Raw genomic sequence first — 14,487 nt, forward strand, 5'->3', positions numbered from 1 at the left:
GGGACGGCATGGGGCGGGTCGGGATTTCAGCGATGGCGGGCAGCACGGTGGGTGACGGCCAGGAGAACGGGCGCACCGAATTCGCCATCCGGCTGCGCGCGGCCATCGCCACCAGCGGGCTCTCGCTCGACCGGATCCAGGCGCGGCTGCGAGCCCGCGGTGTCGTCGTCAGCGTGACGGCCCTCAGTTATTGGCAATCGGGCAAGAGACAGCCGGAGCGGCAGAGTTCGCTTTCGGCGGTGCGCACGCTGGAAGAAATCCTCGACGTCCCCGCCGGTTCCCTGCTCGGGCTGCTGCCCCCGCCCCGCCCCCGCGGCGGCGCCGGCAAGCGCCAGGCCGGCGGCGAGCCGTTGTCGTTCCCGCGCGAGGTGTTGCAGCCGTTGCTGGAGAAGGTGGGCGCGCCGCACGCGCTCGACCGCCAGCAGCCGCTGAAGATGGTCGGCCTGCACGACCTGTGCGAGATCGCCGAGGACGGCGGCCAGCGCGCGGTGACGGCCCGCGCGGTGTTCCAGTCGGCCGCGGACGGCCAGGACCGCTGGCTGCTGGTGTACACCCAGGACGACCCGGCCGCGGGCGTCCCGGAGCTGCACGCGGTGCGCAACTGCCGGATCGGCCGCGCGGAGATCGACGAGGCCCACGGCCTCCTCGTCACGGAACTTCTCTTCGACCAGCCGATCAACCGCGGCGAGACCCACCTGATCGAGTACACGCTGACCAACAGCGGCCCGCCGTACCCGGAGTGCCGCAACACGCACTACCGCGAGTTCCGCCGCCCGGTGCGCGAGTACTTGCTGGAGGTCCGCTTCGCGCGGGGAACGGCGCCGGAGCGTTGCTGGCAGTACTCGCGCAACGGAGCGGACGGGACGTTGGCGCGGCGGGCGTTGAAGCTGGACGGGGCGGACGGCGTGCACGCGGTGACGTTCGACTTCGGGCCGGGGGTTTTCGGCATCGACTGGGACTGACTTCAGCCCAGGCGGGCCGCCGCGACGGTGGCCAGCTCCGTGCGGTTCGCGATGCCCAGCTTCGCGTACACATGCGCCAGATGGGTCTTCACCGTGCCGCGGCTCATGAACAGCCGCGCTCCGATCTCCGGGTTGGTGCACCCCTCCGCCGCCAGCTTCACCACCTCGAGCTCCGTCGGCGTCAGACTGCCCCAGCCGCTCGACGGGCGGCCGCGCGAGCCCCGGGTCCGGCGGACGAACGCCACCACGTCGTCGAGGCCCATCGGCGACGACGCCGTCCCGAACACGTCCAGCTCCGCCTGCTCGAACGGCCGCCGCGGGACGCCCAGCTCGGCCCGGGCCTGCGAAGCCGACACGAACACCCGCGCGGCGTCGGCCTCACGGCCACTGCGCGCGAACAACGCCGTCAGCGCGTCCAGGCTGGCCAGGACACCCAGCCGGAGGCCGTGGTCGAGGCGGAGGCTCAGCGCTTCGTAGTGCAGCTCGGCTGCCTGCGCCGGCTCCGCCAGGTGCCCCTGCTCGTCCAGGGCGTCCGCCAACGGCGACGGCAGCGACCAGCGCCGAGCGAGCTCGACGGCCGTGTCCAGGACCTCCGCGGCCTCGTCGAGCCGGCCGAGCCGACGCAGAAGCGCCCCGCGTTCCGGCAGCCCCTGCGCCGCCATGTACGTCCCGGGCACGGCTTCGCGCTCGAACCAGCGCAACGCCTCCTCGAACCCGCCCCGCCGCCAATGCAGCTGCCCCAGCACATTCGCCATCCCCGGCACGAAGGCGTCGCCCGCCGTCTCGAGCAGCCGCAGGAACGGCTCCATCACCCGGAAGCCCGCGTCGACGTCCCCCGCCGCGCAGTGCACCCTTGCCAAGCAGCACAACGTCGTGTTGACGCGGTGGAAGTCCCGCAACGGTGCGGCGACGTCGACGGCCTGCAGCGCAAGCGAACGCGCCCGCGGTAGGTCCGCCGCCGCCAGCGCGCTCGCCGACTGCACACTGAGGACGGTCGAGGCGAGCCCGCGGTCGCCGCGCCGGAGGAGCCCCTGAGCCGCCTCGGCGAGCAGGGGCGCCGCTTCGTCGTGGCGGTCGCGGATGGTCCGGATGATTCCGCGCAGCATCAACGCACTGTCCCGCGCGAACCCGTCGGTCTCCCGCCCGGCTTCGACGGCGAGGTCCCAGGCGGTGTCCAAATCCGTGTACAGGTGACCGAGCGCCGTCAGGGCGAGGCACCTCGCGCGCAGGTCCGCTTCGCCGAGTTCGGTGGCCAGGTCCAGGCCCTGCCGCGCCGCTTCGAGGTCGAACGGGGCGGTCGTGTCCGCCACCAGGCCCATCCCGGTCAGCAGCCGGGCCTGCACCGGCGTCCGGGCGTCCGGGCAGCGCGCCACCGCGCGCCTGAGGTACGCCAGGCCCTCGTGGCCGCGGCCGTGCAGGTTCCACAACCACGCGACGGCGGCCGCGAGCCGGCGGCCCCGCGCGGGATCTTCCTGGGCCAGTCCCCATTCCAGCGCCGCGCGCAGGTTGTCGCGCTCGGGCTCCACCCGGGCCCGCCAGGCGTCCTTGTCGCGGTCGAGGTCGGGCTCGGCGGCTTCGGCCAGGGCCAGGTAGTGGTCGAGGTGGCGGTCGCGGACGGCGTCGGTCTCCCCCGCCTCGGCCAGCCGGGCGGCCGCGTACTCGCGGAGCGTTTCCAGCAGCCGGTAGCGGCCGTCTTCGGCCAGGACCAAGGACTTGTCGACGAGCCGGCCGAGCGCGGGCAGCACCGCCGGGCCGCCCGCCGCGGCCAAGGTGAACCCGCCGGCGAACACCGCGAGCCGCCGGAACACCGCCCGGTCCTGCGCGTCGAGCTGGTCGTGGCTCCACGCGATCGAGCCTTCGAGGGTCCGCTGCCGCGCCGGCACCCCGCGCGGGCCACGCGTCAGCAAAGCGAACCGGTTGTCGAGGCCGGCGTCGATCTGGTGCGGGGTCAGCGTTCCCAGCCACGCCGCGGCCAGTTCGACGGCCAGGGGGATGCCGTCGAGCCGGGTGCAGATCGACCGGACGGCGGCCGCGCTGGAGGCGTCCAAGGTGAACAGCGGCCGGACCGCGCCCGCGCGCTCGACGAACAGCGCGACGGCGTCCCCGACGGCCAGCGGCGGCACCCGCCACACCGTCTCCCCCGGCACGTCCAGCGGCTCCCGGCTGGTCGTCAGCACCGCGACCTCGGGGCAGGACCGCAGCAGCTCGACCGCGACCTCGGCGGCGCCGTCGAGGACGTGCTCGCAGTTGTCGAGGCAGAGCAGCACCCGCCGGTCGCGCAGGTCCGTCGAGACCGAGCGGGCTGCCCCGACCTGGGGTTCCACCGGGACGCCGAGCGTCGCGGCGACCCGCTCGGCGACGTCGGTGACGGCGTCGAGCTCCACCCACCAGACGCCGTCGGGCCACTCGCCACCGGCCGCGACCTGCGCGGCCAGCCGCGTCTTGCCGCTGCCGCCGGGGCCGGAGAGGGTCACCAGGCGCGTCCCGGCGAGCAGCCGCCGGACTTCGGCGACCTCGGTGTCGCGGCCGACGAAGCCGGTCAGCTGCACCGGGAGGTTGTTCGGGACGGCGTCGAGCGAGCGCAGCGGCCCGGGTGTCCCGCCGAGCTCGAAGACGCGCTCGGGCGCGGTGAGGTCCGGCAGGCGGTGGACGCCGAGGTCGTGCAGCGGCACGGCGTCCCCGAGACCCGCCGCGGCGCGGGCCGACACCAGGATCCGGCCCTCGTCCGCCAGCGCGCGCAGCTGTTCGCAGCGGCGCACGGCCGGGCCGGTGGGCGTGCCGTCGTCGCGGATCAGCACGTCGCCGGTGTGCACCGCCGCCGGGCCGCCGGTCAGCGCCGCGAGCGCCTCGGCCGGGGTCGTGAAGACGGCCGGGGCGGCGTCGCCGGCGCAGAGGATCGTGACCGTGCCCGCCGGGAGGAGTTTCGTCGCAGTCATGACCCGGCCAGTCTGCCAGCGGATCTCGGCCAGGTGGCCGATGTTGCGCACGGGCGCGCCTGCGACCTTCGGATCGTGGAGACGTTCGAGGAACTGCTGGCCCGCTGGCGGGACGCCGACGCGGACGGCGACACCGAGGCCTTGGCGCCGCTGCTCGCCGACGGCTTCCGCGGCGACGGCCCGGCCGGGCGCGTGCTCGGCAAGGCCGGCTGGCCCGGCCGCGTCCCCGCGGGCGCGTTCCGCTGGACGCGCCTGCAGGTGACGCCGTCGGTCGGCGTCGCGACCGGGCACCGCGACGGCGTCGCCTGCACGGTGGTCGCCGAGCGCCGGGACGGGCGCTGGCGGATCGTCAACGTGCAACGCGGGTCATGACCGCTTTGCGGGGGTCCGGGTGGCGAAGCCCCCGGCCCGAGGCGAAGCCTCGGTTGTCACTGCAGCTTGGTGCGCAGCACCTTTCCGGTGGCGTTGCGGGGCAGCTCGTCCAGGAACTCGACGTCCCGCGGCACCTTGTAGCGGGCCAGGTTCGCCTTGACGTAGTCGCGGATCTCGTCGGCGTCCAGCGACGCGCCTTCGGCTCGCACGACGAACGCCTTCAGCCGCTGCCCGAACTCCGGGTCCTCGACGCCGATCACCGCCGCCTCGATCACGTCCTCGCGCTCGACCAGCAGGTTCTCCACCTCGATCGGGAACACGTTCTCGCCGCCGGAGACGATCATTTCGTCGTCGCGGCCGTCGATGAACAGCAGGCCGTCCTCGTCGAAGTGGCCGACGTCGCCGCTGGAGAGCAGGCCGTCGATGATCTCCTTGTGGCGGCCGTCGGTGTAGCCGCCGAAGCTGAGCCCGCTGCCGACGAACACGCGGCCGGTCACGTGCGGCTCGGTGATCCGGACGCCCTTTTCGTCGTACAGCGCCACCTTGCAGCCGACCGGCGCGCGGCCGACCGTGCCCGGGGCCTTCGCCCAGTCCTCCGGCGTCGCGACCGTGGCCACCGCGACCTCGGTCGAGCCGTAGAGGTTGTGCACGACCGGGCCGAACGCCTCGTTCGCGCGGTTGCCCAGGTCCGGCGAGAGCGCCGAGCCGGCGACGAAGATGATCCGCAGCGCGGACGTGTCGTACTTCTGCCGGACGTCCTTCGGCAGGTCGACGATGCGCTGCAGCATGGTCGGCACCAGCACGAGCGCGGTGCACTTGTGCTCGGCGACGCCGCGCAGCGCCTCTTCGGGGTTGAACTTGCGGCGCATGACGACCTTCGAGCCGAGCGCGAAGGACAGGATGAACTGCGAGAGGCCGGTGCCGTGGAACAGCGGCGCGCCCATGTAGGTGGCCTCGTTGGACCGCAGCGGGATCCGGTCGAGGAACTGCGCCGAGGCCAGCGCGGAGGTGTGCGGCCGCGGCGCGCCCTTCGGCGTGCCGGTGGTGCCGCTGGTCAGCAGCACGAACCCGCCCGGCTTGGCCGGCGCGGGCCACGGCCGGTCGTCGGTGCTGGCGATGATCTCGTCGAGCACCGGGACGGTCCGGTCGGTCAGGTCCGAGCCCGGGTCGACCCAGGCGAGGTAGCGGTCGACCCCGTCTGGGATCGCGTCGAGCAGGCCGGTGAACTCCTGGTCGTAGACGAGCGCGGTGACGCCCTCGCGCTGGGCGACGTCGGCCAGCTGCGGCTTCGCGAATCCGGTGTTCATCAGCAGCAGGCGGACGCCGAGCTTGCCCGACGCGGCCATCGTGATGACCAGGCCGCGGTGGTCCCGGCAGAGGGCGGCGACGACCTGGCCGGGCCGGATGCCGCGCTCGGACCAGGCCCTGGCCAGGGCGTTCGACTGGTCGTCGAGCTGCTTGTAGGTGAGCGGGCCGAGTTCGTCGACGATGCCGACGGCGGCCGGGTCGCGGCGGGCGGAGATGTGGTTGGCGCCGGCGAACGGGCCGAACTTCCGCAACGCGACCAGCGAACGGACGCCTTCGTCGACCCTGGGGAAGGGGACCAGGCCCGCCCGCCGCATCACGTCGACGCTGCGCACCGTCTCGGTCACCTTGTCCGCCACCGTGGTGGCGAGCGCGACCAGGCTCATCCAGGCACCTCCGTTGCTGCGGGGAAGAGAGCTAGCGCCGTACCGGCGGTATGGGAGCTACCGGAGAGTAAACCAAGGGTAGGCCGAACGCACCAGCCCGCGAGCGAGCGGAAACTGTCAATGGCATCCGGGGCTTCGCCCCGAGGCGGGGGCTCCGCCACCCGCACCCCCGAAAAATGTCGGTGGTGGTCGGCATGATGTCCGGGTGCAGGTCATTGCGGGACGAGAGGAGGACGGGAGCTTCAGCGTGCACACGCCGTCGTCGACGAAGGATGGCCTGGACCAGGCCGGTTTCGTGGCGCTGGCGCGGGAGCTGGAGGCGTCCCTGGCGCCGCGGTGGGTGTTCCCCTCGGTTGAGGGGACGTACCCGGTGCTGATGGCGGCCGGCCTGCGGGTGCGCCGCTGCTACGACCTCGAGCTGGCCGAGGGGCTGCTGCTGGCGTACGAGGGCGCGGAGACGCAGTCGCGCAGCCTGCGCGCGGCCTGGGCCAGGGCGAACGGTGAGGAGCCGCCGTCCGAGCAGTCCGCCGTCGAGTTGGCGCAGCCGACGCTGTTCGAGACGCGCGTGCCGACGTTGCCGGAGGGCGTGACGGTCGTCACGGCGGTCCGGCGCGTGCTCGCCGAGCAGGAGCGGCGGGTGGCGGCGGTCGAGCACCCGGACCGGATGCGGCTGCTGCTGGCCGCGGAGTCGGCGAGCGCGCTGGCCGCGGCGGAGATGTCGGCCGACGGCCTGCCGTGGCGCGCCGACGTGCACGAGGAGCTGCTGGCGGCGCGGCTGGGGCCGCGGGTGCCCGCCGGGCAGCGGCCGAAGGCGCTGGTCGAGCTGGCGGCGAAGATCAGCGAGGCGTTCGGCGGGCGGCCGGTGAACCCGGATTCGCCGCCGAGCGTGGTCCGCGCGCTGGCCCGCGAAGGCATCGAGGTGCCGGCGGCGCGGAAGTACCTGCTGAAGGGGATCGACCACCCCGCGGTCGGGCCGTTGCTGGAGTACAAGGAGCTGTCGCGGCTGTTCGCGGCGAACGGGTGGGCGTGGCTCGAAGAGTGGGTCACGGATGGCCGGTTCCGGCCGCACTACGTCGTCGGCGGCGTGGTGTCCGGGCGCTGGGCCAGCCGCGGCGGCGGGGCGCTGCAGATCCCGAAGGTGCTGCGGACGTGCGTGCGCGCGGACCCGGGCTGGAAGCTGGTGGTGGCGGACGCGGCCCAGCTGGAGCCCCGGGTCCTCACGGCGCTGTCGGGCGACCGCCGGCTGGCCGACGTCGCGGCGGCGACGGACCTGTATGCGCGCTTGGGCGAGGCGCTGTTCTCGGGCGCGCGCTGGGTCCCGGCCGCGAACGACGACCGCGACGACCGGGCCCGGGCGAAGATCGCGATGCTGTCGGCGATGTACGGCGGCACGTCCGGCGAGGCGGGCCCCTTGCTGGGTTTGCTGCGGCAGCGGTTCCCGGACGCGGTGTCCTATGTGGAGCGTGCGGCGCAGGCGGGCGAGCGCGGCGAGCGGGTCCGGTCCCGGCTGGGGCGCACTTCGCCGGCCCCCTCGGCGGCGTGGCGCGCGTTGACGGGCGGCCTGGCTTCGGACGAAGCCGGGGAGCTGAAGGCCCGGCGGGCTTCAAGGGGCTGGGGCCGGTTCACGCGCAACTTCGTGGTGCAGGCGAGCGCGGCGGACATGACGGCGGTGATGCTGGCGACCCTCCGCACCCGCCTCCCGGAGCCCGCCCACCTGGTCTTCTTCCAGCACGACGAGGTGATCGTCCACACCCCGGCCGAGCTGGCCGCCTCCGTCGCCCGGTCCATCGAGGATTCGGTGACGGAGGCGGCGACAATGCTGTTCGGCCCGGCTTGCCCGGTCCGCTTCCCCATGCAGACGGCCGCGGTAGACACCTACGCCGACGCAAAGTGATTTCGCCACAGCTCTGATCAGTGACCACATGGACGATCACCGGAACACTCCTTCGGCGCAATCGGAATCGCTGCCGGTGAGCCGATTCGCCGGTCGAGTGAAGGCGAATCATCCGACCAGCGCTTTCGCGCGCCGAAGGGCGCTGACTACGTTCAGCTCACATGGCCAAGAAATCGACCAGGAAGCTGCTGGGAAGTTTGTGGGGCTATCTCCTCCTGGCCGCGGTGCTCTGGATGTGGTTCCTCCCCTCGGTCGGTCCCGGCGCGATCGCCATCCTCTCGGGGCTGGTGGTGATCTACACCTTGTTCCAGGCGCCGATGTGGTGCTGTGCTGAAACCCGCAGCCGTGAACTGTGCCGCAACAACGCGTACGGAATCCTGCTCGGCTGCCATTTGCGGCAGCACAAGTGGCAGAAGGTCAAGATGGCCATCCGCCAGCAGTACTGGGGAAAACTGGGGCGCCGGGTATTCAGCAGTGTCGGCGGTCAGGCCGCGACCTTTTCCGCCTTCGCCGGGATGGTTTCCGCGTGCGCGGCAACCGTGACCCTGATTGCCAAATGAGCAGTGATGCCCGGGCCGGCCGCTCCCCGCTTGGGAGCGGCCGGCCCGGCCATTACGGGAACATCGGTAGCGTTTGCGTCATGACGTCCTGGTTCGGCAGTGTCCGGCCCGGGTTGCCGCGGAAGTCGGTCCACACCGGGTGCAGCCGGAAGTCCGCGCCAACCGCCACCGCCGTGTAGTCGCCGATGAACACGCCCTGCAGCTCCTTGCCCGTCTCCGCTCCCGTCGACACGAACTGGACCTGCGGGTTCGCCGTCTGCGTCGTGATCCTGCGCAGCGGGGACAAGCCGTCGCCCCAGCCGGTCGCGTACGCGTGGTCCAGGCCGATGCCGTTCGGGTCGTACGCGCGCGTGTACGTCGTCACCGCGACGCGCCCGCCGAACGCCGCCACCGCCGGGAACACCTCGTCGGCTGCCGAGCCGATCTTCACCGGCTTCGACCAGCCGTGCCGGCCGTCGGACCCGCTCAGGAACGCGTCTCCGTTCGTCTTCACCGACTCGCCGTCTCGGTACGTTCCGTTGCGGTCGTCGGCCCACGTCACCCACAGGTGGTCCGTCACGCGGTCGTACGTCAGCTGCGGGAAGCTGTTGACGCGGAAGTTCTCGCCGGTCAGCGCGTTGTTGGCGACGTCTTCGTCCACCGGGAAGTCGAAGTCGAGCCCCACTTCGGTGTGCCGGAACGTCCGGCCGCCGTCACGGGAGGTCGCCACCACCACCGCGTCGTGGTCGGCCGGCTGGTCGCACGCCGCCGTCGCGCAGACCGACGTCTCGTACGCCACCTGGAGCGTCCCGTCGCGGGTCACCACCGGGTTCGAGCCGCTGCCGAACGGCGTGATCCCGCCGTGGAACCCGGTCAGCGACGGCGAAATCCGGCGGAGCGGCGACCAGGTCCGGCCGAAGTCGCGGGACTTCGACAGCACGATCGGCGATTCGACGAACGCGCCGGACGCGTCGTAGGTGAACTGCGTCCACGTCACGTAGACGTCGCCGGACACCGGGTCCGCGGCGATCCACTCCTTGTCGTTGAAGATCCGCGCCGGCGTCGGCGTGCCCGCCGGGGTGACGCCGTCGAGGTGCAGGATCGCCGGGTCGCCGAAGCTGCGCCCGCCGTCGTGGGACACCGACACCGCGATGCCGCTGGCGAGCTGCTGGTCGTCCGGCACCTCGGCCCGGCTGAACACCAGCGTCGCGTAGTACACCGTGTTGTGCGGCCCGAACGCGATGGCCGGGTCACCGGCGGCGTCCATGTAGGACAGTGGGGCGGGCGCCCCGGTCGGGTAGTCCAGGTGCGGCAGCTGGACGTTCGCCCAGGTCCGGCCGCCGTCGAACGACGTGTAGGCGAAGCCGCCCGAGTCGTTGCGGGCCTCGCGGGTGTTGTACAGCCGGTAGTCGTTCGACCCGGCGACGATGTTGCGCGGGTTCTCCGGGTTGACGGCGACGGTGGTCTCGTTCTGCGCCGTGCTGCAGCCGGTCTGGCTGCCGGTCGGCACGATCTTGTCCCCGTCGATGACGTCGGTGTTCGGCGCGAGCGGCCGGTAGGGGTTCGGCTTGCCGAGGTAGGTCTGGCAGAGGGCGGACAGCGCGGGATCGTCGCCGCCCTCGTCCTCTTCCCCTTCGGCGAACTGCTCCTTGAGCAGCGGATTCGGGACGTTGTGCGGTGGCTCGGCGGCAGCGTGCGCGGCCGGCGCGAAGACGACCGGCGCAAGGAGTGCGAGGCAGGCGATGACGATTCTTCTTCTGGCGGACGAAACACCCAAGGACATCGGACAGTCCTTTCCCAGGAAGGTCTCCGGCCGACCCAGGCTTGTCCCGCGGTGCACCGCGGTCAACCGACGGAAGTTCGAAGCCGGACATTCCGGTTTTTCGGTAATGTGGAACAATGATCGATTACGGCCCCGCGCGACCTCCCGCCGGACCGGCCGTTCCCGTGGTTCGGGTCGGCGGTGACGCCGACGCTGATGGTGCCGGCCGGCTCCGGCACGTGGCCGCGCTCGGCGTCGCTGGGCGGACGCTGTCGTTCTCCGCGGCCCAGCTGCCGATTCCCGCCGGGCCGTTCCGGGTCGACCTGACCGGCCCCGGCGGAGAAGCCTGGACTCCTCTAGGCCAGAGCGTCGTCGATCGCCTTCGTGATCCGCTTGAGCGACACCGGGTGCGCCGTGCCCAACGTCTGGGCGAAGAACGACACCCGCAGCTCTTCGATCATCCACCGCACCTCGTTCAGCGCCGGTGACGACGTCCCCGGCGGCAGCGATGCCACCGCGTCGGCGTATTCACCCTGGATCCAGGCGATGTCCGCGGTCCGCTGCAGGTCGCGCGTCGGCTCGGTCGGGAGTTTCTCCAGCCGTCGCGAAATCCCCTGCAGGTACCGGACGACGTGCCGGAGCCGCCCCGCGCCGGTCGCCGTCACGAACCCCGGGTACACCAGGCCGGCCAGCTGGGCGCGGATGTCGGCCAGCGACTCGGCGGGACCCCGCGCCGACGGCAGGGCCACCTCGACGTCGTTTGCCGCGCGGAGGATCTTCTCCACGTCCGTCAGCACGTCGAGCACCTGCGGGTGCAGGCCCGCGCGGACCTTCTCCAGCAGGACCTTGAAGCCGGTCTCGTCGAACACCGGGCCGCCGCCCGCGGCCATCAGGGCGTCCACCGCGCAGTCGACGCAGTCCTCGAGCAACGCCGCGACACTGCCGTGCGGGTTCCGGTTCAGCACCAGCTTCGACGAATTGGACAGCGACCGCGTGATGAACTTCATCGGCGAGCTCAGGTTCAGCCGCAGCATCCGCCGGGTACCCGCCCACATCGCGTGTTCCTGCTCGGCCGGGGTGTCCAGCAGCCGCACGGCCACCGAAGCACCCTCGTCCACCAGCGCCGGGTACGCCTTGACGTCGTGGCCGCGCTGCTTCGACTCGAACACGTGCGGCAGCGCCCCGAACGACGGCTTCGTCAGCCCGGCCTTCTCCAGCGTGTTGGCCGCCTTGGAGATCGTCTCACGCACCTTCGGCGCCAGCCGCCGCTGCAGTTCCGCGACGTCCTTGCCCTCGGCGACGCGCTTGCCCCGCTCGTCCACCACCCGGAACGTCATCTTCAGGTGCTCCGGCACCGAAGCCAGGTCCCAGTCCGCATACGGCACCGTGATGCCCCGCAGAGAACGCAGTTCGCGGCCGAGCACCTCCAGCAGCGGACCGTCCGAAGGGGACACTCGCGAAAGGACGTCCCGAGCGGTGTCCGGCGCCGGGACGAAGTTGCGGCGCAACGCCTTCGGCATCGACTTGATCAACTGCGTGACCAGTTCCGCCCGCAGGCCCGGCACCTGCCAGTCGAACCCGTCCGGCGTCACCTGGTTGAGCACCGGCAGCGGGACGTGCACGGTGACGCCGTCGGCGTCCGCGCCCGGCTCGAACTGGTAGGTCAGCTTGAAGACCTGCGTGCCCTGCGTCCACGAGTCCGGGTAGTCGCCCTCGCGGACGCCGCCCGCCGTCTCGTTGATGAGCATGGACTTCTCGAACGAAAGCAGGTCCGGCTGCTCGTGGCGCGCCTTCTTCCACCAGCTGTCGAAGTGGCGCACCGAGACGACGTCCGCCGGGACGCGGGCGTCGTAGAACTCGTAGAGCGTCTGGTCGTCGACCAGGATGTCCCGCCGCCGCGCCCGGTTTTCGAGGTCCTCGACCTCTTCCAGCAGCGCGCGGTTCTCGGCGAAGAAGTGGTGGCGCGTCTGCCAGTCCCCCTCCACCAGCGCGTGCCGGATGAACAGCGCCCGTGACATCTCGGGGTCGATCCGGCCGTAGTTGACGCGGCGGTCGGCGATCAGCGGGACGCCGTACAGCGTCACCTTCTCCGTCGCGATCACCGCGCCCTGCTTGCGTTCCCAGTGCGGCTCGGAATAGGACCGCTTCACGACGTGCTGCGCCAGCGGCTCGACCCACTCGGGTTCGATGCGCGCGTTGACCCGCGCCCACAACCGGGACGTCTCGACCAGCTCCGCCGACATCACCCAGCGCGGCTGCTTCTTGAACAGCGCCGAGCCCGGGAAGATGCCGAAGCGGGCGCCGCGCGCGCCCAGGTAGTCACCCTTGGCCGGGTCCTTGAGCCCGATGTGCGACAGCAGCCCGGCGATCAGCGACGTGTGCACGCGCTGCGGGTCGGCCGGTGTCGTGTTCGTGTTCAGCGAGATCCCGAGCGGCTTGGCCAGCTGGCGCAGCTGGCTGAAGATGTCCTGCCACTCGCGCAGCCGCAGGTAGTTCAGGTACTCGGTGCGGCACATCCGGCGGAACTGGTTGCCGGACAACGCCTTCTGCTGCTCGGCGACGTACTCCCAGAGGTTCAGGTAGGCCAGGAAGTCCGACGTCGGGTCGGCGAACCGGGCGTGCTGGGCGTCGGCCGCCTGCTGCTTCTCGGCCGGCCGCTCGCGGGGGTCCTGAATGGACAGCGCGGCGGCGATGATCATCACCTCGCGGACGCAGCCGTTCTTCGCCGCCTCCAGGACCATCCGGCCCATCCGCGGGTCGACCGGCAGCTGCGCGAGCTTGCGGCCGATGTCGGTCAGGCTGCGGTCGGACCCGGTGCTCGAAAACGCGCCCAGCTCCTGCAGCAGGCCGATGCCGTCGCTGACCTGGCGGCGGTCCGGCGGTTCGACGAACGGGAACGCGGCGATGTCCCCGAGCCCCAGCGACGTCATCTGCAGGATGACCGACGCGAGGTTGGTCCGCAGGATCTCGGGATCGGTGAACTCGGGCCGGCTCTCGAAGTCCTCTTCGGAGTAGAGCCGGATGCAGATGCCGTCCGACGTGCGGCCGCAGCGGCCCTTGCGCTGGTTCGCCGACGCCTGCGACACCGGTTCGATCGGCAGCCGCTGCACCTTGGTGCGGTGGCTGTAGCGGGAGATCCGCGCGGTGCCCGGGTCGACGACGTACTTGATGCCCGGCACGGTCAGCGACGTCTCGGCGACGTTCGTCGCGAGCACCACCCGGCGCCCGGTGTGGGACTGGAAGATGCGCTGCTGCTCGGCCGACGACAGCCGCGCGTACAGCGGGAGGACCTCGGTGTTGCGAAGGTTCGCCCGGTTGAGGACGTCCGCGGTGTCGCGGATCTCGCGTTCGCCGGAGAGGAACACCAGGATGTCGCCGGGGCCTTCGGCGCACAGCTCCTCGACGGCGTCGAGGATGCCCTGCGTCTGGTCGCGCTCGTCGTCGCCCTCGGGGTCGTCCGGGTCGACGAGCGGCCGGTAGCGCACCTCGACCGGGTACGTCCGGCCGGAGACCTCGACGATCGGCGCGTCGTCGAAGTGCTTCGAGAAGCGCTCCGGGTCGATCGTCGCCGAGGTGATGATGACCTTGAGGTCCGGGCGGCGCGGCAGCAGCTGCTTGAGGTAGCCGAGGATGAAGTCGATGTTGAGGCTGCGCTCGTGGGCCTCGTCGATGATCAGCGTGTCGTACTGGCGCAGCGAGCGGTCGGTCTGGATCTCGGCGAGCAGGATGCCGTCGGTCATCAGCTTGACCAGCGTGTCCTGCCCGGACTGGTCGGTGAACCGGACCTTGTAGCCGACGGCGTCGCCGAGCTCGGTATGGAGCTCGCTCGCGATCCGGTCGGCGACCGTGCGCGCGGCCAGCCGCCGCGGCTGGGTGTGCCCGATCTGGCCGCGGATGCCCCTGCCGAGCTCCAGGCAGATCTTCGGCAGCTGGGTGGTCTTGCCCGAGCCGGTCTCGCCCGCGACGATCACGACCTGGTGCTTGTCGATGGCGGCGGCGATCTCGTCCTTGAGCTTGCTGACCGGCAGCTCTTCGGGATATTCGATCTTGGGCACGCTCTCGCGCCGCGACTGGACGCGCAGCTCGGCCTTCTCGACGTCGGCGGCGATCTGGGCGAGGACGGAGTCGCGGTTGCGGGCTTTGCGGGCGCCTTCGAGCCGGCGGCGCAGCCGTTGCTCGTCACGCGGCATGAGCTCGGGCAGGCGCGCACGCAGCGCGGCGAAGGGGGATGGCTCGGACATTCTTGGTCCAAGGATAGCCGTGCGTGACGAACCGGGCTCCCGAATATCCCCGCCGCGTGACGGGACGCACGCGAAAGGCCCCCTCACCGG

The 14,487-nt window shown here is 71.8% G+C and carries 8 protein-coding genes; 4 read left to right on the forward strand and 4 right to left on the reverse strand.

The genetic code is table 11. The features are described from left to right. Positions 1–32: 32 nt before the first annotated feature. Positions 33–962 (forward strand): hypothetical protein, encoded by a 930-nt coding sequence (locus ACWDN5_RS09600; RefSeq protein ID WP_310971287.1) that lies wholly within the window; start codon positions 33–35, stop codon positions 960–962. 2 nt (positions 963–964) lie between these two features. Here the strand turns inward: ACWDN5_RS09600 and ACWDN5_RS09605 are convergent, their stop codons facing one another. Beyond that, positions 965–3,898: a helix-turn-helix transcriptional regulator gene (locus tag ACWDN5_RS09605; RefSeq protein WP_449675804.1), complete on the reverse strand. Its 2,934-nt coding sequence runs from the start codon at positions 3,896–3,898 to the stop codon at positions 965–967. Positions 3,899–3,973: 75 nt separating this feature from the next. On the opposite strand from ACWDN5_RS09605, the gene ACWDN5_RS09610 reads away from it, so the two are divergent. Further along, positions 3,974–4,270 carry a nuclear transport factor 2 family protein gene (locus ACWDN5_RS09610; RefSeq protein ID WP_310971285.1) on the forward strand — a complete coding sequence of 99 codons (297 nt, stop codon included), beginning with the start codon at positions 3,974–3,976 and terminating at the stop codon, positions 4,268–4,270. A gap of 56 nt (positions 4,271–4,326) precedes the next feature. Here the strand turns inward: ACWDN5_RS09610 and ACWDN5_RS09615 are convergent, their stop codons facing one another. After that, entirely contained in the window at positions 4,327–5,961 is a 1,635-nt protein-coding gene (locus tag ACWDN5_RS09615) for an acyl-CoA synthetase (RefSeq protein ID WP_449675805.1), read from the reverse strand. A gap of 205 nt (positions 5,962–6,166) precedes the next feature. Here ACWDN5_RS09615 and ACWDN5_RS09620 point away from each other — a divergent pair, with 205 nt between their 5' ends. Together ACWDN5_RS09620 and ACWDN5_RS09625 are read left to right on the forward strand one after the other, a co-directional pair. Next, positions 6,167–7,855, forward strand: coding sequence for a bifunctional 3'-5' exonuclease/DNA polymerase (locus tag ACWDN5_RS09620; RefSeq protein WP_449675806.1), 1,689 nt, complete (start codon positions 6,167–6,169; stop codon positions 7,853–7,855). Between the two features lie 161 nt (positions 7,856–8,016). Next, entirely contained in the window at positions 8,017–8,415 is a 399-nt protein-coding gene (locus ACWDN5_RS09625) for a hypothetical protein (protein ID WP_449675807.1), read from the forward strand. Positions 8,416–8,467: 52 nt separating this feature from the next. Here ACWDN5_RS09625 and ACWDN5_RS09630 read toward each other — a convergent pair whose 3' ends face one another. Both ACWDN5_RS09630 and hrpA read right to left on the reverse strand, forming a co-directional pair. Next, positions 8,468–10,177 (reverse strand): sialidase family protein, encoded by a 1,710-nt coding sequence (locus ACWDN5_RS09630; protein ID WP_449675808.1) that lies wholly within the window; start codon positions 10,175–10,177, stop codon positions 8,468–8,470. A gap of 335 nt (positions 10,178–10,512) precedes the next feature. Continuing rightward, a complete protein-coding gene (hrpA, locus tag ACWDN5_RS09635) occupies positions 10,513–14,346 on the reverse strand; it encodes an ATP-dependent RNA helicase HrpA (RefSeq protein WP_449675840.1) in 3,834 nt (1,277 codons plus the stop codon). Between the last annotated feature and the right edge of the window lie 141 nt (positions 14,347–14,487).

Source organism: Amycolatopsis sp. NPDC003731, from assembly GCF_053586895.1.

Coding starts and splice junctions, on each gene's coding strand:
- hrpA (WP_449675840.1), bottom strand. CDS start 14,346: ATGCCGCGTGACGAGCAACGGCTGCGCCGCCGGCTCGAAGGCGCCCGC.
- ACWDN5_RS09630 (WP_449675808.1), bottom strand. CDS start 10,177: ATGTCCTTGGGTGTTTCGTCCGCCAGAAGAAGAATCGTCATCGCCTGC.
- ACWDN5_RS09600 (WP_310971287.1), top strand. CDS start 33: ATGGCGGGCAGCACGGTGGGTGACGGCCAGGAGAACGGGCGCACCGAA.
- ACWDN5_RS09605 (WP_449675804.1), bottom strand. CDS start 3,898: ATGACTGCGACGAAACTCCTCCCGGCGGGCACGGTCACGATCCTCTGC.
- ACWDN5_RS09625 (WP_449675807.1), top strand. CDS start 8,017: ATGGCCAAGAAATCGACCAGGAAGCTGCTGGGAAGTTTGTGGGGCTAT.
- ACWDN5_RS09615 (WP_449675805.1), bottom strand. CDS start 5,961: ATGAGCCTGGTCGCGCTCGCCACCACGGTGGCGGACAAGGTGACCGAG.